The sequence below is a fragment of the Haloarcula vallismortis ATCC 29715 genome (assembly GCF_000337775.1).
In the GTDB taxonomy this organism is placed as follows: domain Archaea; phylum Halobacteriota; class Halobacteria; order Halobacteriales; family Haloarculaceae; genus Haloarcula; species Haloarcula vallismortis.
The window spans coordinates 57,569-78,361 of sequence record NZ_AOLQ01000004.1; the positions used below are offsets into that span (position 1 = coordinate 57,569).

At 63.4% G+C, this 20,793-nt stretch carries 24 protein-coding genes; 12 read left to right on the forward strand and 12 right to left on the reverse strand.

What is annotated here, in order from left to right:
* Positions 1–279: 279 nt before the first annotated feature.
* Together C437_RS00585 and C437_RS00590 are read right to left on the reverse strand one after the other, a co-directional pair.
* Entirely contained in the window at positions 280–672 is a 393-nt protein-coding gene (locus C437_RS00585) for a DUF5611 family protein (RefSeq protein ID WP_004514935.1), read from the reverse strand.
* A gap of 38 nt (positions 673–710) precedes the next feature.
* Positions 711–1,574 (reverse strand): DUF7093 family protein, encoded by an 864-nt coding sequence (locus C437_RS00590; RefSeq protein ID WP_004514936.1) that lies wholly within the window; start codon positions 1,572–1,574, stop codon positions 711–713.
* Positions 1,575–1,722: 148 nt separating this feature from the next.
* Here C437_RS00590 and C437_RS00595 point away from each other — a divergent pair, with 148 nt between their 5' ends.
* The 4 genes from C437_RS00595 (at position 1,723) to C437_RS00610 (ending at position 4,796) form a co-directional block, all read left to right on the forward strand.
* On the forward strand, positions 1,723–3,147 hold the full coding sequence (locus tag C437_RS00595; protein WP_004514937.1) for a PKD domain-containing protein: 1,425 nt from the start codon (positions 1,723–1,725) through the stop codon (positions 3,145–3,147).
* A 63-nt stretch (positions 3,148–3,210) separates the two neighbouring features.
* The gene (locus C437_RS00600) at positions 3,211–3,606 is read left to right on the forward strand and encodes a hypothetical protein (protein ID WP_004514938.1); all 396 of its coding nucleotides are present in this window, start codon (positions 3,211–3,213) and stop codon (positions 3,604–3,606) included.
* A complete protein-coding gene (locus C437_RS00605; RefSeq protein WP_004514939.1) occupies positions 3,603–4,253 on the forward strand; it encodes a hypothetical protein in 651 nt (216 codons plus the stop codon). Before C437_RS00600 ends, C437_RS00605 begins: the two co-directional genes overlap by 4 nt.
* A 249-nt stretch (positions 4,254–4,502) precedes the next feature.
* Positions 4,503–4,796 (forward strand): DUF6432 family protein, encoded by a 294-nt coding sequence (locus C437_RS00610; protein WP_004514940.1) that lies wholly within the window; start codon positions 4,503–4,505, stop codon positions 4,794–4,796.
* Between the two features lie 19 nt (positions 4,797–4,815).
* Here the strand turns inward: C437_RS00610 and C437_RS00615 are convergent, their stop codons facing one another.
* Positions 4,816–5,994: an MBL fold metallo-hydrolase gene (locus tag C437_RS00615; protein ID WP_004514941.1), complete on the reverse strand. Its 1,179-nt coding sequence runs from the start codon at positions 5,992–5,994 to the stop codon at positions 4,816–4,818.
* 70 nt (positions 5,995–6,064) lie between these two features.
* Between C437_RS00615 and C437_RS00620 the strand changes: the two genes are divergently transcribed.
* A complete protein-coding gene (locus C437_RS00620) occupies positions 6,065–6,667 on the forward strand; it encodes a hypothetical protein (RefSeq protein ID WP_004514942.1) in 603 nt (200 codons plus the stop codon).
* On the opposite strand, the gene C437_RS00625 is transcribed toward C437_RS00620, so the two are convergent.
* From C437_RS00625 to C437_RS00640, 4 genes are all read right to left on the reverse strand, one after another.
* Positions 6,664–8,274 carry a hypothetical protein gene (locus C437_RS00625; RefSeq protein ID WP_170832128.1) on the reverse strand — a complete coding sequence of 537 codons (1,611 nt, stop codon included), beginning with the start codon at positions 8,272–8,274 and terminating at the stop codon, positions 6,664–6,666. The genes C437_RS00620 and C437_RS00625 overlap by 4 nt on opposite strands.
* Positions 8,271–9,011, reverse strand: a complete 741-nt coding sequence (locus tag C437_RS00630) for an ABC transporter ATP-binding protein (protein ID WP_004514944.1) — start codon at positions 9,009–9,011, stop codon at positions 8,271–8,273. Before C437_RS00630 ends, C437_RS00625 begins: the two co-directional genes overlap by 4 nt.
* Positions 9,012–9,086: 75 nt before the next feature.
* Positions 9,087–10,460, reverse strand: a complete 1,374-nt coding sequence (locus tag C437_RS00635; RefSeq protein ID WP_004514945.1) for an RNB domain-containing ribonuclease — start codon at positions 10,458–10,460, stop codon at positions 9,087–9,089.
* A gap of 66 nt (positions 10,461–10,526) precedes the next feature.
* Positions 10,527–10,811 carry a DUF7562 family protein gene (locus C437_RS00640; RefSeq protein WP_004514946.1) on the reverse strand — a complete coding sequence of 95 codons (285 nt, stop codon included), beginning with the start codon at positions 10,809–10,811 and terminating at the stop codon, positions 10,527–10,529.
* A gap of 129 nt (positions 10,812–10,940) precedes the next feature.
* Here C437_RS00640 and C437_RS00645 point away from each other — a divergent pair, with 129 nt between their 5' ends.
* The 4 genes from C437_RS00645 (at position 10,941) to C437_RS00660 (ending at position 15,545) form a co-directional block, all read left to right on the forward strand.
* On the forward strand, positions 10,941–12,521 hold the full coding sequence (locus C437_RS00645; RefSeq protein ID WP_004514947.1) for a bacterio-opsin activator domain-containing protein: 1,581 nt from the start codon (positions 10,941–10,943) through the stop codon (positions 12,519–12,521).
* A gap of 256 nt (positions 12,522–12,777) precedes the next feature.
* Positions 12,778–13,749 carry a phytoene/squalene synthase family protein gene (locus C437_RS00650; protein ID WP_004514948.1) on the forward strand — a complete coding sequence of 324 codons (972 nt, stop codon included), beginning with the start codon at positions 12,778–12,780 and terminating at the stop codon, positions 13,747–13,749.
* 48 nt (positions 13,750–13,797) lie between these two features.
* Positions 13,798–14,523: a lycopene cyclase domain-containing protein gene (locus C437_RS00655; RefSeq protein WP_004514949.1), complete on the forward strand. Its 726-nt coding sequence runs from the start codon at positions 13,798–13,800 to the stop codon at positions 14,521–14,523.
* Positions 14,520–15,545, forward strand: coding sequence for a Brp/Blh family beta-carotene 15,15'-dioxygenase (locus C437_RS00660; RefSeq protein ID WP_004514950.1), 1,026 nt, complete (start codon positions 14,520–14,522; stop codon positions 15,543–15,545). Before C437_RS00655 ends, C437_RS00660 begins: the two co-directional genes overlap by 4 nt.
* Before the next feature lie 95 nt (positions 15,546–15,640).
* Here the strand turns inward: C437_RS00660 and C437_RS00665 are convergent, their stop codons facing one another.
* Positions 15,641–16,231, reverse strand: coding sequence for a 50S ribosomal protein L15e (locus C437_RS00665; protein WP_004514951.1), 591 nt, complete (start codon positions 16,229–16,231; stop codon positions 15,641–15,643).
* A gap of 257 nt (positions 16,232–16,488) precedes the next feature.
* Between C437_RS00665 and C437_RS00670 the strand changes: the two genes are divergently transcribed.
* Both C437_RS00670 and C437_RS00675 read left to right on the forward strand, forming a co-directional pair.
* Positions 16,489–18,435 (forward strand): aldehyde ferredoxin oxidoreductase family protein, encoded by a 1,947-nt coding sequence (locus C437_RS00670; protein ID WP_004514952.1) that lies wholly within the window; start codon positions 16,489–16,491, stop codon positions 18,433–18,435.
* 36 nt (positions 18,436–18,471) lie between these two features.
* A complete protein-coding gene (locus tag C437_RS00675; protein WP_004514953.1) occupies positions 18,472–18,837 on the forward strand; it encodes a hypothetical protein in 366 nt (121 codons plus the stop codon).
* Here the strand turns inward: C437_RS00675 and C437_RS00680 are convergent.
* The 3 genes from C437_RS00680 to C437_RS00690 form a co-directional block, all read right to left on the reverse strand.
* Entirely contained in the window at positions 18,821–19,189 is a 369-nt protein-coding gene (locus tag C437_RS00680) for a hypothetical protein (RefSeq protein WP_004514954.1), read from the reverse strand. The genes C437_RS00675 and C437_RS00680 overlap by 17 nt on opposite strands.
* Positions 19,190–19,199: 10 nt before the next feature.
* Positions 19,200–19,454 carry a hypothetical protein gene (locus C437_RS00685; RefSeq protein ID WP_079992060.1) on the reverse strand — a complete coding sequence of 85 codons (255 nt, stop codon included), beginning with the start codon at positions 19,452–19,454 and terminating at the stop codon, positions 19,200–19,202.
* A gap of 127 nt (positions 19,455–19,581) precedes the next feature.
* Entirely contained in the window at positions 19,582–19,950 is a 369-nt protein-coding gene (locus C437_RS00690) for a hypothetical protein (RefSeq protein ID WP_004514956.1), read from the reverse strand.
* A 91-nt stretch (positions 19,951–20,041) separates the two neighbouring features.
* Here C437_RS00690 and C437_RS00695 point away from each other — a divergent pair, with 91 nt between their 5' ends.
* Positions 20,042–20,443: a MoaD/ThiS family protein gene (locus tag C437_RS00695; protein WP_004514957.1), complete on the forward strand. Its 402-nt coding sequence runs from the start codon at positions 20,042–20,044 to the stop codon at positions 20,441–20,443.
* A gap of 24 nt (positions 20,444–20,467) precedes the next feature.
* Here C437_RS00695 and C437_RS00700 read toward each other — a convergent pair whose 3' ends face one another.
* On the reverse strand, positions 20,468–20,740 hold the full coding sequence (locus C437_RS00700; RefSeq protein ID WP_004514958.1) for a ubiquitin-like small modifier protein 1: 273 nt from the start codon (positions 20,738–20,740) through the stop codon (positions 20,468–20,470).
* Between the last annotated feature and the right edge of the window lie 53 nt (positions 20,741–20,793).

Sequence of the window (20,793 nt, forward strand, 5' to 3'; positions counted from 1 at the left end):
AGGCGGACAAACTATGACAGGCTGCCCCGGAATCCGCGTCCGTGGCAACACGAGGGGTATCTCGTTCCCCGGATACTTGTGAGCGCCTCCGGGCGAGGCGTATGTGAATGTATGCCATAACCGTATTTAGATGTGACGCCCGTCTGACGCCGAATGATACTCGCGGTGCTCGACGACGGACTCGAAGAATTTCCGAACGGCTACGCAGACCGTGCTGAACACGATGGCGCAGTACCAGCCTGCCGGCGTTTACGGACTGTGCGCGTCCGATAGCCGTCGTTAGACGTTGTCCGGCGCGTCGGCGTCGTCCTCGACCGAGCGTTTCAGTGAGTCGCGTCGCGCCTTCGCGTCGCGGTCGGTCGCTTCCTCCAGGAAGTCGTTCTTGATGGCGACGGCGTCCTCGGCCGCGTCGACGTTGCCCTCGGCAATGACGTCCTCTGCCGGTCGCTCGTCGATGTGGAGCGCAAGCTTGTCTTTCTTGGAGCCGTACTCGACGCGGCCCGCGACGACCCGGTCGAACACGGGGTTGTCGGGGTCGTCGACGACCAGCAGATCGTTGCCCTCGTAGTCTTCCGTATCCGTTATCTCGCCGAAGTACTCCTCGACGAACGCTTCCATGTCAGGGACGCGGTCTTCGAGATGCTCGCCCCGTCGCATCTTGTACTCTCGCATGGGCGAGTTTTTGCGAGGGGCTGTCTTACCCTTTGCGTTCACTCCTCGTCACGAGTGATAAGTGACCCCTTGTGACACTCCGGACAGAAGTCTCCGGCGCGCAACGACGTCGATTCTACCTCGGTGGTGAATCCACATTCCGGACAGGCGAACTCGCCTTCCGGCACCGTCACGGCGCTGTCGCTGGTCGGCTCGACGCCGGACTCATCGTCCGTTCCGGTATCGACCGGCATCGTCTCCGGCGACCAGTCGTCCCCGTCGTCGCCCGGTTCATCGGGCCACTCGCCGGGCTGGCGGTCGTTGCCGGCCGACTCTGATTCCTCTTCCTCACCGAGAATGAGCCCGTCGTCTTTCTCCGGGTCGGTTTCGTCTTCTGTCACCGGCTCCTCGCTTTCGGCGTCGGGCACATCGACCGTCGTCGTCGGCTCGTCCAGTTCCACGTCGCCGCTTTCTTCTTCGCTCTCGTCGCCGTCGTCGATAATCTCGGCGTCGTCAGCCGACGGATCGACCGGCTCTCCGTCGTCGACACTGTCGTCGCCGATTCCACCGTCCTCCGCTGCTCCGACCGGGTCGTCGACGCTGTCCCAGCCGTCTGACTCCTCCGTGCCCTCGTCAGTGGGCTCGGCTGTGCCAGCAGACGGTTCGTCTTCCGGCGTCGACGCTGTCGCCGCCGTTTCGGACTCGGATTCGGCCTCGTCGTCGACGAGGTCGCTGGCGATGTCCGACGGCGTCTCGATAGCTGTGACCTCCTTGTTCTCCGAGACGATCCGCGTATTTCCACACCGCTCACAGGTCTCCCGTTCCTGGATGGTGATGACGACTTCGCTACCCTGCTCTTCGCGCTCGCGCTCGACGGTGGTCTCACCGTACTTGTGCCCGAGGACGGAACATTTGAGACCCATTGCCAGAACTTCCCACCGTGGCGTACTTAAACCCTGCCCGTTGGCTCGACGATTCGTGACAGAACAGCACCTGTTTCGCAGCGCTTCTGTATTAATTTCAGCATAGCTTGTGAAATTTTATAACTGGGGGCGAGGCTACGTTACGCCAATGCAGCGGATGACGACACTCGTGGTGTCGGTCCTTGCCCTCTCAGCACTTCTCGGTGGCACAGCGATAGCGGCCGAGAACCAGCCACCGCTTGCTGACGCCGGGCTGGATCAGTCCGTCGAGCGGGCGACAACGGTCCAGTTGGACGCCAACGGCTCGCGCGACCCCGATGGCACAGTTGAAGCCTTCGAGTGGACCATCGAAGCGCCGGACGGGACGACACGCACCCCCGACTGCCCGACCTGTGTCCAGACGACGTTTTCACCGGCCGAAACCGGCCAGTACAACGTCACTGTCACCGTCACTGATGACGACGGGGCGTCGCGCTCGGATACCCTCCACGTCGACGTGGTGGCCGCCGGTGGGCCATCCGTCTCGGTGTCGGCCCCGACAGCGCTCCCCACTGACTCCCGACGGAATCTGACTGCCAATGTGACTGCTGGCGATGCCGACCTCCGAACGCTTGCCTGGGTCGTCAACGGCACCCCGCGGAACCAGACGCAACTCACCGGTATAAACGGGACCTCGACTATCACGCACACGTTCAACGAATCCGGTCCTGTATCTGTCCGTGCAATCGCTTACGATGCTGCCGGACGGCGTGGCGTCGCTAACCGGACGATTCAGGTCGCTGGCTCGTCCGGTACCGGTGGCAGGAGCTGCCCCGCCGGTAGCTCCAACTACTACGTCGACGGTTCGCACAAGGGTTGTACGAGTGCCGCTATGGAAATCGGCGATACGCATGTCGATGTGGATGGCAAACCAGGGCTGTGGACACACGTTAACGGCGAGCTCACGCAGATTATCGAACCGGAAGACATGAACCGCATGTCCATAGACGGGAGAGGCGACACGTTCACCCAAGCAACTATCGATGAGGCAATTGAGGAGTACGAAGAATCCCAGGATGACCAGACCGATATCGGCGGCGACGACGACAACGACAGTTACGATAGCGTGGATAGTACTGACAGCAACTCTAATAGTGACGGGAATACCCGCCCCGGCTCCAGCGTTCCAAACAACCTGATGGACCCGGACGATGATACCAGCGATGATGAAGATGGTGGGGGTTATCACTGGGACGATAATGACGACGATGATGACAGTAGTTCCAGTGATAGTAGTAGCGACGACGATGACAGTAGCGACGACAGCAGTAGCGATGACGACAATGGCGACGACGATGACAGTAGCGACGACAGCAGTAGCGATGACGACAATGACGACGACGATGGCGGCTTCCTCGGCGGCCTGATCGGTGGTGACGACGATGACAGTAGCGACGACAGCAGTAGTGATGACGACGATGACGACGACGATGGCGGCGGTTGGTTCGGCGGCGGGGGTGATGATGACGATGATGACAGCAGTAGTGATGACGACGATGACGACGGCGGTGGCGGCGGCTGGAGCTGGTGGTAACGGTTTCTGATTTGATTTTTGAACTCGGAGTTTATAACAGATAGCGGCTAACTTCCTAATAGGATGAACCGCAAGCGCAAGACCGGAAAGGTATTCGCCTACCTGTTTGCGACAGTTGCAGGGACACTCCTGCTTCCAGTCGTTGCTCCGGTTATCATGTGGACGAACGCCCGTGGGTATGCAGACGACTCCTCATGGTTGCCCGGTATCCAGTCCGGCGGCGGGGTCACGAGTGGTCTTGCCGCGTTCGTCTATGTGATCGCCTTCGCCGCCCTTATCGGTGGAATTGCGCTTTTCGCCTCTGGCGGTGGAAGTGTGCTTGATTCACCATCGGCAGGAGCGGACGGTAGTGGGCCGGGTGTCAGTACAACGCCGACCACAACTGAAGCCCCGACGCTTCTGCCTGTTAAAGAAGAAACCAAGGATACAGACCCCAACAACGAAACTCAAGAACCATGATGAAGACTAAGACTCTCTTTAGCACTGTTGCTATCGCCCTCCTGATTATGTCCGCCGGATGTTCGGGCTTCGCGGGAGGGAGTGGACCAACTGAACGGACATCGACGCCAGAGGCCACGCCTACCACAACGGCAACGCCCGAAGCTACGCCCGAGGCCACTGAAACGCCAACGCCCGAACCAGTAGTCACTGAGACTGACAGCGACGAGCTGACCAAGGCAGAGAAGTTTGCGGAGTTCGATGAGAATATCCGAGATTTGTATCGGCTAAGTAATAGAAGCGAGTATCTTAAAGGAACAAGAGCGTTCCCGGAGAACGATACGTATCATCTGACGGTTGAAATGCGGGATACTACGAACCGCACTAAAACCGTTAAGGACCGGAGAGATCCACTCTTCAAGTATACTGCTATCGTAGAGGATTACAATAACAACGATAACCACTTGCCGGAGCGGGACCACACGTACATCCCCGATAGATTCAATATAACGTTTGTTACGGAGGACGGTGAGGTGTTCGAGACGTATTACGTGAAATACACTTGGGCGTGGAACTATTCGACCGGCAGCTGGTCGATGCGAGTCCTACTGGGGAAGTATGGCTCGACCGCCGAGGAAGGGCCGGGCTACCATGACAAGTGGAAGTAGAGAACCGGCTACCTCAGGATTATGAGCCACAGAGCGTTTTCTGGTGACGACCGGGCCGCTCAAGAGTCAGTCAACCCTATTCTCTATCGCTGATAGACCAAAAGGGCGGGTTACAGAATCGAAGAGGAACGGACGAGCGAAACGGCAAACCCTGCCGTCGACACCGTTGTTGTACAATTCGTCGCGCAAGGTGGGCATGTCATAACTCCGAGGGACAAAGATTAGACCCAGCCGGTTCTAGAGGGAGATATGAGAGCGAAGCCGGAGTATCGCGACCGGGACGACACGGAGGTTGCGGTGCTCGATGCGCTCGCTGACCGCCGCGACGAGGGGATGACCGTCTTCGAGCTCCGGTCGCGGACGGAAGAGAATATCGACCGGATTGAGGACGCGCTCGCCGCTCTCAAGGCAGACGGCCTCATTGAGGTTGAGGACAACGGGGAGCGGACCGTCATTCTACCAGGCGAGGGCGTGGTGGGGGAATCGCTGCCGGACGAAGACGAGTCGATTCTCGACCAGATTCGCAAGCGGCTCCCGTTGTAGCTGCTGTCTCGTAGCGGTGTCACACCGCGTCCGACGGCGCGGCCGCGCAGTTATTCGGGCCGAGTTCAAGCTCGAATGCCGTGTCGTCGTCGGCCGCCTCTGTTCCGAGATTGATGGCGATAATCTGCTCGAAGTTGGCGGGCCGCGGCGGCATGTCGTCACAGACGTACTCGACGAAGGCATCGCGGTCCATCTCGAATGCTGGAAGTCGGTCGCGAAGAGTGGCAAGGGTCGCGGTGAACGTGCCATCGGTCGCCGGCGTGGTCGACTCGCTGTAGTGGCCCGGGGCGACGAGTGTCTCGTCGGGGAGTGCAGCCAGTCGGTCGGTCAGCGTGCGGTGGAGGTCCTGCGCGAGATCGCGAGCGCCGTCGGCCCCGGCTTCCAGATCTGGGCGAGCAACGCTGTCGAGAAAGACGCTGTCGCCGGCCAGAAGCACATCGCCGATGGTGAAGCCGGTCATACCGGTGGTGTGGCCGGGCAGCGGGTGGGCTTCCAGTGTGGCCGACCCAACCCGTAGCGTTTCGCCGTCGGCGAGTTCGGTTACGTCGTCGACGCCGCGGGCGACTGCCCGTTCGGAAAGCATCGCTTCGGCGTCGGTCTCGGCGGCGAGGCGGCGAACGCCGCTGACGTGGTCGGCGTGGACGTGCGTATCGATAGCGTACGTGAGCGAGGCGTCGCGGTCGGCGGCATCGGTGACGTACCGGTCGGTAAACGCTCGTAGCGGGTCGACGACGGCGGCCGAACCGTCGCTGACGATCATGTAGCCGAGACAGCCAGACGACCGACGGCGGTACTGGAGGACGGTCGTGGCGTCGCAGGGAACCTCGCGGGCCTCGTAGAGCCGCGCCCACCCCTCCATGCCGTCGCTGAGGTTCTGTGCCTCGAAGCCGTGTTCAGTCAGCAAGCCGGCGACGAAGGCGCTGGCCTCGCCGCGGCCACAGACGACCGTTATCGGGCCGGTGCCGGCGACATCGGCGACAACGTCGTCCACCTCGCCGGTCACCTTTGCCTGGAGGAACTTCGTAAATGGGAGCTGTGTCGTCGTCACCGATTCGCCGCGAATCCGCCACTGCTCGTACTCGTTGCGGTCGCGAACGTCGAGCAACCGGACCGATTCGCCGGTGTCGAGTTTCGACTGCAACGCTGCTGCGGATAGTGACGGCGGGTCCGTCGGTGGGTCAGGGTAGCCATCGGCCATACCGACTGTAGCGCTCCCCGGTGGATAAATCGGGCGGGGATTTCAAGCCACTGCCGCGCCCAGCGGACGTATGGACGCCGAAGCCACCATCGACGCTGTCCGTGACCAGACCGAGACAGAGCGAGACAGACTGGGCTCGGACAAGGTGCTTATTGCAGCAACAGATGCGACACTGGAGACGGAAGCGGTGCTCACAGCAGCCGCGACCCGCGAGTCAGGGCTTGCAGACATACTCAGTCGGTGGGCTGCTGAGACAGACAGTAACGCAGCGACGCAGTTCGAGGGAGCTGCCGAGGCCGCGGCCGAGCGGGCGAACCGAATCGACGTAGATGCCGGTAATCCGGATGGATTTATCGACCATCTCGAAACCGTTAGCGGGACTGCACAGCGCGTCGGGGCCGGTCTCATTGCCGCGCCACTGGTCGCCGACCGGTTCTACCTGCAGGTGGTGAGCTTCTTCATCAACGAGGCGGACGAAGGACGGGCCGACACGTTCCGCGAGATTCGACGGGAGGCATCGGCACTCGACCACGGTGAAACCGCACTCAAACACCTCTCGGAATCCGACCGCGAGACGGCAGCGGCGGCCGCGACCGAAGCCATCGATGCGGCGTACGACGACTACGCGAAAACGCTGGAGGCGATGGGGCTGGACCCGAAGCCTGTCTGCTAATCGAGTCGGTAGGTCGCGACGCGGTTGGCGGCGTACAGGAAGCCGGCGACAGCGCCAGCGACGGCGATCCCGACGGTCGCCACCAGCCCGCCGCCGAGGAGCCACGTTGTGTCGACCGGGAGCGAGAACAGGTCACGGACGGCAAGCAGGTATGTCAGGCTCCCCGGCGCGACGGCCACACCGAAGATGAGGAAGTACAGCCCGAACGCCCAGCCGCTGGGGACCACAACTTCGTGACCCTGCACTGACGAGGACTCGAACTTCGGGAACACGACGCCGGCCCCGACAGCGATAGCCGGTGCGACGAGGGTCGCGACGAGTGTGACCGTGAGTCCGGCAGCGAGCGTAACCGGCGGTGTCCCGGCCGCGACGCCGAGGCCGGCGACCAGTAGCGTCGTGACAACGACGCCGGGGAGCGCGCCCGCGAGGACGAGCCCGGTGACGAACGCCCGGCCGGAGACGTTGGCAGTCAGCGTCAGCGGCAGCACGCCCTCCTCGCCACCGAGCGGATTGAGCGAGAACGCGGCACCGAACGCCGCCGCGCTGGCGAGACCGGCGGTGAGCGGGAGCGTCGGCGGCACCACCCGCTCCAGAATAACGATCTGGAGGTGATACACGAGGAAGAAAAACGGCATGACCGCGAACTGGACGGTGACGGGAGCTCGCTTGGCCCGGAGCCATGATTTCTGTGCGACGACCCGGGTCGCGGTTGGGACCCGTCCCGCCAGCAGACGGTCAGAGAGTGTTCGTTTGTCGGCGTCGAACTCGTGGTCGGGCTGGACCGGGTCGGCATACCAGGTCTGCGCAGCTAGCCACAGACACGCGACTGCGCTGACCGGGAACGCTGCGAGGAGTCCCACCGTGGCGACGGCGGCCGCGACCGGATTGCCGCCATTTCCCAGCACGAGCAGGACCACGTCGGCGGGCCACGAGAGGGGCGACTGCGTCGCCAGCTGGAGCACGCGAAGCTGTATCGTCGGAACGGCCGTCATCGCGACCCAGCCAAGCGGGAGTACGAGCGAGACGGCGGCTCCGACGCTTGCGCGGTGACTCGCAACGAAGGCCGAGCGGTTCGCCACCAGTTTCGTCACCAACCCCAGACCGAAGCCGAGGACCGTCCCGAGCAGGGCAATCGCCACCGACCCGACGAGGGCCACGGCAGCGACGAGTACCCCGGCAGCACCGACTACGAGTCCGCTTACCAGCGCCAGAATCGGGATGGTGAGCACGAACAACACTCGCCCGGCCTCGGCAGCGAGCAGCCCGGCCGCCGCGTCCTCGTAGGGAACCGTCGTCAGCAGTCCGTCGGCGGCGTCCGGCTCGCCGGCCGACTTCACCGTGTGCTGAAGCGTGAAGAAGCCAACAAACCCGAGCAGCCCGACGATTCCCGCCGTCGTCGCAAGCCTGACTGTCTGGGGGTCGCTGTCAGCGATGAAGCCGCCGAAAAAGAACGCCCCTGCGCCGATAGCGAGGCTGTATACGATGATGCCCAGCCCGCTGCCCAGCAGCAGCAGCGTCCCGCGTGTCGTGCCCATGAGCTTGCGCCAAGTGCGCCGCAGTTCCGTCCGGGCTATCAGGCGCGTTCGCCGTCCGTTTGGCCGTCTCATCGTGCGTCCGGCTGCTCGCTGGTCACGTCGAGGAACACGTCTTCGAGCGTGCTGCCCGTCTCGACGCCCTCGGTCAGTTCGGCCGGTGTGCCCTCCGCGACGAGGTCCCCGTCGTACAGGACACCGACGGTATCGGCCAACTCCTCGACGACAGGAAGGATGTGCGTCGAGAGAAAGACCGTCGTCTCTGCGGCCGCAACCTCGCTGATGGTGTCACGCACTGTCCGGGCCGCTCGCGGGTCCAGTCCTGAGGTCGGTTCGTCCAGAAAGAGCACGTCGGGGTCGTGTAACAGCGCCTGGACCAGCCCGAGTTTCTGTTTCATCCCCTTCGAGTACGTCTCGACGCGCCGGTCGGCATCCTCGTCGAGGTCGAACCGGTCGAGCAACGATTCCACGCGGCCCCAGTCCTCGTGCCCGCGCAGGCCGGCGACGTACTCCAACTGCTCGCGCCCGGTAAGTTCGTCGTACAGCGGCGGCTCTTCCGGCAGGAAGCCGATGTGTTCGACCACCGCGGCGCGGTCGGCGACCGACTCGCCCGCGACTCGCGCGGTGCCGCTTGTCGGGGTCGTCAGCGTCGTCAGGATGCGAATCGTCGAGGTCTTTCCTGCGCCGTTGGGGCCGAGAAAGCCGAAGACGCTCCCGCGTGGGACCGTCAGGTCGAGGTCCGCTATCGCTGAGACCCCACTGTAGCGCTTCGTCAACCCCTCGGTGACGATTGCGGGTGCTGGAGGGCACATACTGACACTGCCGTTTCGACTGGGAAAAGGTCTTGCTGTTGTCGAGTGCCGCATCCAAACGCCAGTTTGCCGAGGTTACTCTTCGACGGCTGCGTCGGCGGAATCGGCCTCAGCGTCCTCGTCTTCGTCATCGTCATCGGGATTCTCTACCACCTCAATGCCGCGGTTGTTGACCGCAGACGGGTCCAGACCGACCTCCTGCAGGAAGTTCTTGTACTCCCGTTCGCACTGCTCGGCATCCTTCTGGCGGTCGCTGGCCCGATCACACAGCGCGACGAGGTCCTCGGGCACGTCGTTCGTGTAGACGATCCAGTGGTTGATGAGGTCAGAGAGCCGCCGAATCGGCGAGGTGAAGTGCCCGTAAATCTCGAAGTTCAGGGCGTGGTGGCCGCCGAAGGGGTCGTTCATGTACTTCGCACGGGGCATCACCTTCATCACGGCCCACTGGATTTTATCGAGCTGGCGGCCGGGTGCCTGTTCGAGCGTGGCGTTGACGGCCTTCCGCGGGTCGTCCCAGGCGTCGCCGGGGATGGAGACGCCGTCGAGTTCCTGAATCTCGACCAGCGCCTCGTCCCACTCGTCGGGACTGGGCTGTGGGTGGACCCGATACATCGCCTCGACTCCGCGGTCCCACATCAGCTCGTGCGTGACGGCCTTGTTCGCCTTCAGCATGCACTCCTCGATGATGGTGTGGGCACGGTCACGCGCGGGGTTGAGCACGAGTGACCCCTCCTCCTTGCGTTGTTCGTGCATCGCGTCAGCCAGTTCCCAGACGCGCTCGGTCTTCTCCGCGAGGTCGACGCTCTGGTCTTCTAGCACGTCCTCTGCGGTCTCTGGCTCGTCCAGCAGGCGCTCGGCCTCGGTGTAAGTCAGCCGGGCGTCGCTACGGATGACGGACTTGTAGATGTTGATCTCCTCGTAGCCGAGATTCTCCTTGTCGAGGTGCATCTCGACGGTGTGGGCCAGGCGGTCCTCGTTGGGGACCAGTGAACAGACGGTCTCGGCGAGGACGGGCGGCAGCATATGGACGGTGTAGGCCGGCAGGTAGACCGTGTTTCCGCGCTCAACGGCCTGCTCCCACATCTTCGTGTCGGGGTTGACGTAGTGGGTCACGTCGGCGATGTGGACCCAGAGGACGATCTCGTCCTCGCGCTCCTCGATGGAGATGGCGTCGTCGAAGTCCTGGGCGTCGATGGGGTCAGTCGTCCAGGTCGTCATCTCCCGGAGGTCCCGCCGCTCGTCGACTTCCTCCTCAATTTCAGCCTGCACGTCCTGCGTGCGCTCTCTGGCTTCTTCAAGTACCTCGGGTGGGAACTCGTCGGGGATGCCGAACTTCTCGAACAGTTCCTCGCGTTTGTTCTCCAGATGCCGGGCCATCTCCTCGTCAATCTGAACGGGACCTTGTCCCTCGGCGGTCCCGGCGGCCGCCTGCGCGTCCTCTGTAGTCATGTCACCCGGTACGAACAGGGCGTAGTTAGGGCTGTCGGGGTGGGACTGGACCGTGGCTCCCGCGTCTCATTCCCTGTGCGCGTCGCCCTCGGACAGTTCTCGGAACCGTTTCAGGAACGTCTCTTGGTCGGCCTCGCCGGCCCCAGCGGCGTCGAGCGTCGTTTCGAGGCCGTCCCGTGGTTGTTGGCACAGCTCGGCAAAACAGGTTTTACAGAGGTATTCGAACTCCTTGTTCCGGCGGTCCCATCGGTCGCCGTGTTTGTCGTACTCGCGGGCCTCGGACCGTGGGATGGACTCGCCACACGCGATGCAGGTGACTGACTCCCCCCGGGAACTCCGGGACCCGAACATACCTACGGGTTGCGGGCGACAGCGTTTAGAGGTTTTCGCACAGGCAACAGTCCCCCGTTTTCGGGCCACACGTTTATTCACCCGCCGCTATTACACAGGGTATCGGCTATTCGCAGCCAGGGACACTGAATGAAGCCACCAGAGACACTCGCTCACTCGACGTTGGACACGCTACCCATCAATATCGCTGTCCTCGACGACGAGGGGACGATCCTGTTCACGAACCGCGCTTGGCGGAAGTTCGCGGGCGACGAGGACGGGGAGATGGAGGGGACAAACTACTTCACGACGACTGATGTCGACGCTGACGAATACGCCGGACAGGCAGTCGGGGGCATCGAATCGGTCATCGACGGCGAGCAGGACCTGTTCACGATGGAGTACCCGTGTCACTCTCCGGAGGAGAAACAGTGGTTTCTGATGCGGGTCGCACCGTTACCCGACGACGAGGCCGGGAGCGCAGTCGTTGCACACATCGATATCACCCAGCGGAAGCTCGCCGAACTGGCGGCCGAGCGACGGAGCGAGGAGCTCAAAGCCGAACGCCAGAACCTCAAACAGCTCGTCGACCGGGTCGACGGGCTGTTGAAGGCAGTGATGGGTGATGTACTGACCGTCGATTCACGCGAGGCCATCCAGCAGACCGTCTGTGACCGGCTGGCCGAAGTCGACTCCTACCAGTTCGCATGGGTCTCCGAACTGGACCTGCGCGATGAGACGCTGTCGTCGACGGCGCTCTCCGCGGACCACCCGACAACGCTATCTATCCCGCTTGATGCAGACGATCCGGTCGCGGAGGCGGCTCGAACCGAGGAGATGCAGGTGGTGACCGGTGACATCGACGAGCAACACAGCCGGCTCGCCGACTCCGACGTGGCATCGGTCGCGGCAGTCCCGCTCGTCTCCGGCGAGTCACTGTACGGCGTCCTCACCGTCTACGCCGACAGCGACGACGTGTTCGACCCCCGTGAACAGGCCGTACTGGGGACTATCGGCCGGGCGACTGCGGCGGCCATCGACGCCCGCGAGACCAGCCGGCTGCTGACCGCTGACAACGTCACCGAGCTCGAACTGAAGGTCACCGACCCCGACGTGTTCTACATCGATGTGGCGAGCGAACTCGGCTGCTCGATGGAGTACGGCGGGAGCGTCCCCGACGGCGAGGAGACGGTGATGTTCTTCCTCGTCGAGACGGACGACCCCTCGGCAGTCTGTGCCGTCGCCGCCGACCACCCGCAGGTCTCGGGCGTCTCGCACGTCTCGACGGCGGACTCCTCGGCACTGTTCGAATTCACCGTCTCGGACCCGCCGGTCGTCTCTGTCGTCGCCGACCGCGGGGCCCAGACGGGCGATATCCTCGTTGAACCGGGACAGGCGACGGTCACTGTTGCGCTCCCGGCCTCGATGGAGACCCGGAGCGTGGTCGAGCAGGTCCGCGGCCGGTATCCGGAGACGGAACTGCTCTCCGTGCGGGAACGGGACGAACCGCCCGTCTCCCGGCAGGCCTTTATCGCAAACGTCGAGGACCGGTTGACCAATCGCCAGCTAACGGCGCTCCGGAAAGGGTTTCTCGGCGGCTTCTTCGACTGGCCGCGCGATGTCTCCGGCGAGCAACTGGCCGAGTCGATGGACATCTGCCCGTCGACGTTTCATCAGCACCTCCGTGCTGGTGAGCGAAAGTTATTGGAAGAAGTGTTCGAAAACTGGTAACCAGTGCTTCCGAACCTCGCTCTCGACGGCGGACTCCTGACGCGGTTCCCGAAGCAGTTTGGTAGTCTACTTATGCGGATAACAACCATATATACATGTAGTGATACCGAACCAGTGTCCTATCTGTCGTCAGCGAGTGAACAGGACACACCGCCCCGTGATACCGGTACAACCACGGGCCGACCGGACCAGTACGCACAGCCTCCCGACAAGCGCGCGACGCATCGTCCGCCGAATGACTTCCAGATAGCTTTCAATGCACTCCGATAACATTCAAACCAGCAAATCGATACAGCAGGAAACTGGACGGACGTTCCACCTCGCGACGCGTCTGCTTCCGGAGCGTATCCGCCACCCGACGTACGTCATGTACGCGTTTTTCCGGGTCGCGGACGAGGTTGTCGACCAGCCGGACGGCCCGCCACCGACCGTCCAGCACGAGCAACTGGAGGTAATTCGCGAGGCCGCGCTCGGGAACATCGACCCGGCTGAAACAGACCACGAGGCAGTCATGGCAGCGTTTCAGGACCTTGCAGAGCGTCACGACATCTCCGAGGAGACGATCAACGTCTTCATCGACGCAATGGAGATGGACATCGCACAGGCCCGCTACGAGACCTTCGAGGACCTCCGCGAGTACATGCGCGGCTCCGCCGTCGCCGTCGGGCACATGATGACCGAGGTGATGGACCCGCCACAGAAGGCGGAAGCGCTGCCCCACGCGACGGCGCTTGCCGAGGCGTTTCAACTCTCGAACTTCCTGCGGGATGTCCGCGAGGACATCCACGACTACGGACGGGTGTACCTCCCACAGGAGACGCTCGACCGCCACGGCGTCACCGAGGAGCAACTGGCCGACGCCGAGGTTGACGACGCGTTCCGTGCGGTGATGCAGGAGGAACTGGCCCGAACTGACGAACTCTACCGCGAGGGCGTCGCCGGTATCCGGTATCTCCCCGAGGACTGCCAGTTCGGCGTGCTGCTGGCCGCAGTCCTGTACGCTGACCACCACCGGCTCATTCGCGACCGCGGCTACGACGTGCTGACGGAGACGCCCGATCTCACTCGCCGTCGGCGGCTCTGGCTCCTCGCTCGGACGTGGTGGCACTGGCGGCGCAACGGCGACCCCGAAGCGACGTTTTACACCGTGAGCGCCGTCTCCGAGCGTGGTCCCGGCGAGACGCCGACAGACGCTCACAGCCACGGGCAGCCCACGTGGCGTGGATGACAGCCACGCGTCGGGCGTCGCCGCTGACCCATTGTCGCACCTGAGCTAATGTTGCCCACGCCCACGTATCTCCAGTTCCACGCCCTGTTCGTGGTCCCGGTGGTGGCCGGACTGGTACTGACGGCCACCTACCGCCTCGGGAGCCGCCGGGACGTACTCACAGCAACGGCCATACTCACAGGCTTGGCGCTCGTCTACACGACGCCGTGGGACGGCGCGCTCATCCGGCGCGGCGTCTGGTGGTACGGCGACGGGGCCGTACTCGTGCGATTCTGGTCGATTCCACTCGGCGAGTACCTCTTTTTCGTCCTGCAGACCGCGATGGTGGGGCTGTGGGTGGCCCGGTTTCGGATGGACACGGAGCGCTCGCTGGCGACGCCGCTACGAACGCGGCTCGTCGGGCTTGCCGCCGCACTCGCCGTCATTTTGTTCGGCCTCGTGCTCCTGCGCTCTGACTCAGGGCTGTATCTCGGGTCGCTGCTGGTCTGGAGCGGACCGATCCTCGCCATTCAGTGGCTGTTCGGGTGGCACTACCTCGTCGGCGAGTGGCGCACAGTCGGCCTCGCGACGCTGGTCCCGACGGCCTATCTCTGTGGTATCGACAGCATCGCCATTCGGCTCGGTGTCTGGACCATCTCGAAGCAGTACACGACCGGCTACACGATTCCCCTGCTCGACCTGCCGATTGAGGAGGCAGTCTTCTTCCTGCTGACGACGCTGTTCGTCGTACAGGGGGTCGTGCTCTACATCTGGCTCATCGACAGATGGGAGTGAGCTACCGCACCGCCGTCGAACCGTCGGTTCGCTACCGGGTGGCACTGGCTCCCGGCTGGGTTGCCAGCCTCGCCGTTGTCGTGCCGTTCCTCGCCGGGGTCTCGATACCGCCCGCGCTCCAGTATGTCCCGCTGGTCGTCAGCGCCGTCCTGCTCGGTCTGCCCCACGGCGCGGTCGACCACCTCGCGGTCGCACGCGCCCGCGGCGACCACCCGGACTGGCGAGCTATCGCTCGCGTGTTCGCGCTCTACGGCGGCGTTGGCGGGGCCTACGCAGTTGTCTGGTTCCTCGCGCCCGCCGCGGCCTTTGTCCTGTTCATCGCAGTGACGTGGTTCCACTGGGGGCAAGGTGACCTGTACGCGCTGCGTGCGCTGGCCGACACTGACCACCTCCGGTCGCTTCCGCAGCGAGTCGGCACCGTCCTGATTCGCGGCGGCCTGCCGATGCTGGTCCCGCTGCTCGCGTTCCCTGACTGGTATCGTCGCGTCGCGACGGACCTCGTCTCGCTGTTCGCGCCCGATGCCGTGGCGGCTATCGGCTGGGCGTTCCGGACGGACGTGCGAACCGCCCTTGCAGTCGCCTACGGCGCGCTCGTCGTGGCGACGCTGGCCGTCGGATTCGCTCGCGCCGACGCCCGTCGGCCGTGGCTGCTCGACGCCGGCGAGACGCTGGGCCTGCTCGCGTACTTTGCCCTCGTTCCGCCGGTGCTTGCCATCGGCGTGTACTTCTGTCTGTGGCACTCGCTGCGCCACGTCGCTCGCCTCCTCCTCGTCGACGACGACGCCACCACTGCACTCCAGAACCGCGACCCAGCGGCGGCGCTAGCGCGGTTCGCCCGCGACGCTGCGCCGCTGACTGCCGCCTCACTCGCCCTACTCGGTGGGCTGTACTTCCTCGTCCCGAACCCGCCCGGAACGGTGCCGGAGTGGGTCGCGCTGTATCTGGTGTTCATCGCCGTCGTGACGCTACCACACGTCGTCGTCGTCAGTATCATGGACCGCGAACAGGGCGTCTGGGTGTAGTCTTTCGATAGTCGGTGTTGCCGGTCCTGCCAGACCAACCGCTCTTCGGAACGAGCACCCGGCAAAAAATGTCGGATAGAACTGCTGTGTCGGCGTTACTTGCCCTTGCCGCGGTTGCTGCGCAGCGACGGCCGGGTCTTCTCACTGCCCTTGCCCTTGCCGCCGAGGCCGCGGTTGCGGCGACCGGCACCGGTCAGGCCACGGAAGACGCGGTCGGCCTGGTCGTCGGCACAGATCCACGACAGGTCGTCGTCGTTCTGGATGGCCGGGTGGTTCGGGTCAATGAGGATGACTTCGTGCCACTTCTGGCGGCCGTCCTGACCGACGGAGTAGCTGTTGAGCACGCGCAGGTTCGGGAAGGTCCGGGAGGCGCGTTCCTCGGCGACGCGCTGGATGTCCTTCCGGCGGGTGATGCGCGTGACGCCCTGGCGCTTGGAGCGGCGACCGGCTTTGTGTCGCTGCTTGCGTGCACTGCCCTTGCGGACGGAGACGCGGGCGACGATGACGCCCTGCTTTGCCTTGTAGCCCTGCGAGCGAGCCTTGTCGAGGCGGGTCGGGCGCTCGATGCGCTCGACGGCTCCTTCGTCGCGCCATTCTTGCTGGCGCTGCCACTGTAGTTCTGCGAGCTGTCCGTCACCTGGGTTCTTCCAGGCGTCTCGAATGTACGAATATGCGCTTCGTGCCATATGTATTCACCACGGGCGTTGCGTGGTTCAAGTCGCGGTCTGCGACTCACATCCCGACCTGCACACGCAGGTGCCCGCTGGTGCCCGTCGTCCAGCGAGTTATCCGCAATTTGCCGTTCGGACTCTTAAGCGGTTCGGACCAGACTCACGGGTGTGACCCGGTCACGCAGGAACAGTACCCGCCGAAAACATCGGATGTCTGGGGTATCACAACACAAATCGTTAAGTTGTTCGCAACCAGAGAGTCACGTATTACCATGACAGACCTTGGTGGCTTTCAGGACCACGTGGCGCGAATCGACCTCGGGGATGGGGACGTAGCCTATGAAGGCATCGACGAGGAGGACGCGAAAAAGTACATCGGTGCACGCGGACTCGGCGTGAAGTATGTCTTCGACCAGGGGCCGGATGTGGACCCGCTGGGGCCGGACAACCTGCTGGCGTTCATGAACGGGCCGCTGACGGGCACACAGGTGACGATGAGCGGCCGTATCGCTATCTGTACGAAGTCACCGCTAACGGGGACCGTCACTGATTCCCACCACGGTGGCTGGTCGGGCGCACGGCTGAAGTGGTCGGGCTTCGACGGACTGCTGTTCGAGGGCCAGGCCGACGAGCCGGTGTATGCCCTCGTCGAGGACGGCGAGGTGGAACTGCGAGACGCCTCCCACCTCTGGGGGCAGGGCGTCCACGACACCATCGACGACCTCGAAGGCGAAATCGAGGGCGGGTCGCTGGGTAAGAACCTCTCCGTGATGGCCATCGGTCAGGGCGGCGAGAACGAGGTCAAATACGCCTGCATTGTCAACGAGGACGACCGCGCCTCGGGCCGCGGCGGCACCGGCTGTGTGATGGGCAACAAGAACCTCAAGGCCGTCGTCGTCAAGTCCAGCACCCGGATGCCCAAGCCACAGGACCAGGAGACGTTCCAGGAAGGCCACAAGCAGGCGATGCAAGTCATCCAAGAGTCCGACGTGACTGCGCCCAACGAGGGCGGACTCTCGATGTATGGCACCAACGTCCTGATGAACGTCACCGAAGAACTGGACGGTTTGCCGACGAAAAACGGCCAGTACTCCTCGACGCGGGCGATGTCCGACGCCGAAGGTGATGGCGAGCGGATTATCGATTCAGAGGACGTTTCAGGCGAGAACGTCCGGGAAAACATTCTGGTCGACGAGCCAACCTGTCACTCCTGTCCGGTCGCCTGCAAAAAGGAAGTCGAGGTGCAGGCGATGCACAAGGGCGAGGAGATGAACGTCCGCACGGAGTCCTACGAGTACGAGTCCGCGTGGGCGCTCGGCCCGAACTCCGGCCACGTCGAACGCGACAAAATCGCCGTGATGCTCGAACGGTGTAACGACGTCGGCGTCGACACCATCGACGTTGGCAATACGATGGCGATGGCGATGGAGATGACCGAGGAGGGGAAACTCGACGACCTCGGCGACGGGCTGGACTGGGGCGACGCCGACACGATGATCGACATGATCGATATGATCGCCCACCGCGAGACGGAACTCGCGGACCACCTCGCCGAGGGGCCGGACCACCTCGCCGAGGAGTTCGACGCCCACACCAACTCTCTCGCTGTCAAAGGCCAGACGATGGCCGCCTACGACCCGCGCTGCATGAAGGGGATGGCAATCGGCTACGCGACCTCGAACCGCGGTGCGTGTCACCTGCGTGGCTACACGCCAGCAGCAGAGCTTCTGGGCGTCCCGGAGAAAGTCGACCCGCGAGAGTGGGAGGGCAAAGGCGAGCTGTGTGCCACTTTCCAGGACCTCCACGCCATCAGCGACTCCTTCGACATCTGTAAGTTCAACGCCTTCGCGGAAGGTATCGAGGAGTACGTCCTGCAGTACAACGGCATGACCGGACTGGACGTGAGCGAAGAAGAACTGATGGAAGCCGGCGAGCGCATCTACAACCTCGAACGGTACTACAACAACCTCGCCGGCTTCGATGGAGCCGACGACGACCTGCCCAACCGGTTCGTCGAAGGCGACGAGCACGCGATTCCGGCCCAGGGCGGCTCCGAGGGCGAACTCGCGGAGCTCTCGAAGATGAAAGACGAGTACTACGAGGTGCGCGATTGGGAGGACGGCGTCGTCCCCGACGAGAAACTCGACGAACTTGGTATCGACATCGGCCCCGGAACCGGCGTCAGTTCCGGCGGCGCAGCGGCACCGAGCGACGACTGAGACAGCATCGGCCGCCGAACACATTTCAGTTCTCTAATGCGCAAGGAAGATATCGACGACTTCGAATTCCAGGTAGAGTCTCGACTGACCAGCCACGGCGTCTACGTCACCGAGTTCGACGACGAGGGCGATACGTACCGCCTCACCTACGAATCGATCTCGGCCGACGAGGCGGCTGTGATTCCCCACCGAGAGATCGGTCGCGTCATCAACGTCTTCCGGGACCTGCACGCCGACGATTGGTCCGGGGTCGACATCGAGGCGACCGTGACGGACCTCGAAGACACCGAACTCGGCGAGTGGTCGGTCGACAGCGAGTGGATCGACGCCCTCGAAAACGGCGACCTCTCGGAGACGGACTTCTCTCAGCGCGTGCTGGAGACGATCACGATTCGGCAGTAACCGCCAGCACGTCCCTGATCTCAAGCGTCGTCTCGAACTCCTCGCTTCTGTCCAGCCGCCGGCCATCGCGCTCGAACTGGGCGGCGTGGGCCCGCTGAACTGCGTCCTGTTCGCGGTCGCTCAGGCCGAGTTCCGCCCCGATACTGTCCCAGTGGCCTGACTCGGCACAGACGTAGTCGGCCTCTCTGGGACCGCTGATGCGTTCGTACTCTCTATCGTAAGTCACACGGTGTTCCTGGAGATACGTCTGCACTCGCTCCAGCAGGTCCGGAAGCTGATCGAGTGGGACGCTGGCCTGCGTACCGGCCAGCAGGACGATCTGTCCCTCGATGGGATACGACGGGTCGGCCATCGCGCCCCGGTCAGCCGCCCGCCCGCATCGCTTTCTGTGCGAATTTCTCGATAAGGGGCTCCAGCGTTTCCGGCTCGCCGTCGAACTGGATGGTCACCTCGTTGAGCTGGAGGGTCGGCCCGATAGCGACCTTTTCTTCGGAGAGTGTCGCCGCCCAGCCGTCGCCTTCGACGGTCGCCTCGCCGTGTTGCTCACCGCCCAAGTTCTCCAGATACCCGATAGCAGCCCGCACCGAGATGCCGCGAAAACTCCGTTCACGCTCCATCATGTGGTCGTTACGGGTGCGGTCGTCTAAACCTATCGGCAGCTCTGCGCTGTTCCGCCACATCCGCCTATCACGGACGAGTCCCGCCTCTCCCGGACGGCTACGGTCTACCCTGGAGCGATACCCTCTATCCCGGCCGGATGCCGTCGTCGACGATGCGGGCGTTGCGCTCGCGGTTGATGCGCTCGTCTAGGTCCGCGTGGTCGTAAATCTGGGCGATGACGGCGGCGTGGAGGTCCCGCCAGGCCATCGCATAGATTGGCGATTGCCCCCAGGCCCGGAGTTCGACGACGTACTCGTCGTAGGCCTCCCATCGGCTCTCGAACTGCTCGATGTGGTCGACGACGGCGCTGGCCGGCTCGTCGGAGTTGAGGGCGGCGTTGAGCTCCCGCTCCCAGCCGCCGACGGCCTGCTCCATATCGCGTTTCGTGTCCTCGCTGTCCGGCGGCAGCGAGTCGACAATCCCGGACGGAATCCCGAGTTCGATATCGTCCATATCGCCACACAGAGTTCGCAACAAATAAACCCCGGCGGTAGGCGAACATGTTCGTCTCTACTGACTTGTGTCGGTGGGTCGTAGCGTACGTATGAGCAGTGAGACACTGGAACGGCAGGCGTCGGACCCGGACCTGACCACTGTCGAGGTCAGGTGTACCGGCCACGTTCGTCAGGCCGTCGGCGACCCGTCGCTGTCATACACGTTCGAAGGGGACACGCTACGTGACTTCCTCGATGCGTTCTTCCGGGAGTACGACGTGAGCGATATGCTCATCGCGGAAACCGAAGCTGACGCCACCACCGAGGGCTGGGCACCGGAGATGGCGGACCTGCCGGGCGACGGGAGGAAAAACCCTGAAGGCGAGCAGACCAGATGTTACGCGCGAGTGGCGGTCAACGGTGAATTCAACGAACATCTCGACGGACTGGACACAGAACTGGAAGCCGGCGACCGCGTCGGCCTGATGTTCCCGTTTATTTTCTGTTGTTGACTTGGCGACCGACGCTAACGGGGCTTACCCCCCGGCAACTGGCGGGAACACGCTGAGTTCGTCCCCGTCTTCCAGTGCGGTCTCCAGCCCGTCGAGATGGGTGATATCCGTTCCGTTCCGGAGAATCGTCAGGTACTCCCGGAGTTCGCCGTTCTCGAACAGGTCCATCTCTGTGAACTCCTCGGAGAGCTGTCGGAGCACGTCGCCGGCCTGCAGGTCGCTCTCGTACTCGCGGTGAACCGTTTTCTGTCCGGCGGCTTCCCGGAAGTTGGCAAAAAACCGCAGCTCGATTTGCATGTCCCTGGGTTGGCGGTCGAGTGGCTTAAATCACAGCGCTCGGCCTGCGTGCT

What these genes read in the sequence shown, in the direction of transcription:
- C437_RS00690 (WP_004514956.1), bottom strand. Translation starts at nt 19,950, where the DNA reads ATGGACGATATCGAACTCGGGATTCCGTCCGGGATTGTCGACTCGCTG.
- C437_RS00605 (WP_004514939.1), top strand. Translation starts at nt 3,603, where the DNA reads ATGATGAAGACTAAGACTCTCTTTAGCACTGTTGCTATCGCCCTCCTG.
- C437_RS00685 (WP_079992060.1), bottom strand. Translation starts at nt 19,454, where the DNA reads ATGGAGCGTGAACGGAGTTTTCGCGGCATCTCGGTGCGGGCTGCTATC.
- C437_RS00610 (WP_004514940.1), top strand. Translation starts at nt 4,503, where the DNA reads ATGAGAGCGAAGCCGGAGTATCGCGACCGGGACGACACGGAGGTTGCG.
- C437_RS00695 (WP_004514957.1), top strand. Translation starts at nt 20,042, where the DNA reads ATGAGCAGTGAGACACTGGAACGGCAGGCGTCGGACCCGGACCTGACC.
- C437_RS00665 (WP_004514951.1), bottom strand. Translation starts at nt 16,231, where the DNA reads ATGGCACGAAGCGCATATTCGTACATTCGAGACGCCTGGAAGAACCCA.
- C437_RS00670 (WP_004514952.1), top strand. Translation starts at nt 16,489, where the DNA reads ATGACAGACCTTGGTGGCTTTCAGGACCACGTGGCGCGAATCGACCTC.
- C437_RS00595 (WP_004514937.1), top strand. Translation starts at nt 1,723, where the DNA reads ATGCAGCGGATGACGACACTCGTGGTGTCGGTCCTTGCCCTCTCAGCA.
- C437_RS00600 (WP_004514938.1), top strand. Translation starts at nt 3,211, where the DNA reads ATGAACCGCAAGCGCAAGACCGGAAAGGTATTCGCCTACCTGTTTGCG.
- C437_RS00585 (WP_004514935.1), bottom strand. Translation starts at nt 672, where the DNA reads ATGCGAGAGTACAAGATGCGACGGGGCGAGCATCTCGAAGACCGCGTC.
- C437_RS00645 (WP_004514947.1), top strand. Translation starts at nt 10,941, where the DNA reads ATGAAGCCACCAGAGACACTCGCTCACTCGACGTTGGACACGCTACCC.
- C437_RS00675 (WP_004514953.1), top strand. Translation starts at nt 18,472, where the DNA reads ATGCGCAAGGAAGATATCGACGACTTCGAATTCCAGGTAGAGTCTCGA.
- C437_RS00590 (WP_004514936.1), bottom strand. Translation starts at nt 1,574, where the DNA reads ATGGGTCTCAAATGTTCCGTCCTCGGGCACAAGTACGGTGAGACCACC.
- C437_RS00680 (WP_004514954.1), bottom strand. Translation starts at nt 19,189, where the DNA reads ATGGCCGACCCGTCGTATCCCATCGAGGGACAGATCGTCCTGCTGGCC.
- C437_RS00700 (WP_004514958.1), bottom strand. Translation starts at nt 20,740, where the DNA reads ATGCAAATCGAGCTGCGGTTTTTTGCCAACTTCCGGGAAGCCGCCGGA.
- C437_RS00620 (WP_004514942.1), top strand. Translation starts at nt 6,065, where the DNA reads ATGGACGCCGAAGCCACCATCGACGCTGTCCGTGACCAGACCGAGACA.
- C437_RS00650 (WP_004514948.1), top strand. Translation starts at nt 12,778, where the DNA reads ATGCACTCCGATAACATTCAAACCAGCAAATCGATACAGCAGGAAACT.
- C437_RS00615 (WP_004514941.1), bottom strand. Translation starts at nt 5,994, where the DNA reads ATGGCCGATGGCTACCCTGACCCACCGACGGACCCGCCGTCACTATCC.
- C437_RS00635 (WP_004514945.1), bottom strand. Translation starts at nt 10,460, where the DNA reads ATGACTACAGAGGACGCGCAGGCGGCCGCCGGGACCGCCGAGGGACAA.
- C437_RS00640 (WP_004514946.1), bottom strand. Translation starts at nt 10,811, where the DNA reads ATGTTCGGGTCCCGGAGTTCCCGGGGGGAGTCAGTCACCTGCATCGCG.
- C437_RS00655 (WP_004514949.1), top strand. Translation starts at nt 13,798, where the DNA reads ATGTTGCCCACGCCCACGTATCTCCAGTTCCACGCCCTGTTCGTGGTC.
- C437_RS00630 (WP_004514944.1), bottom strand. Translation starts at nt 9,011, where the DNA reads ATGTGCCCTCCAGCACCCGCAATCGTCACCGAGGGGTTGACGAAGCGC.
- C437_RS00625 (WP_170832128.1), bottom strand. Translation starts at nt 8,274, where the DNA reads ATGAGACGGCCAAACGGACGGCGAACGCGCCTGATAGCCCGGACGGAA.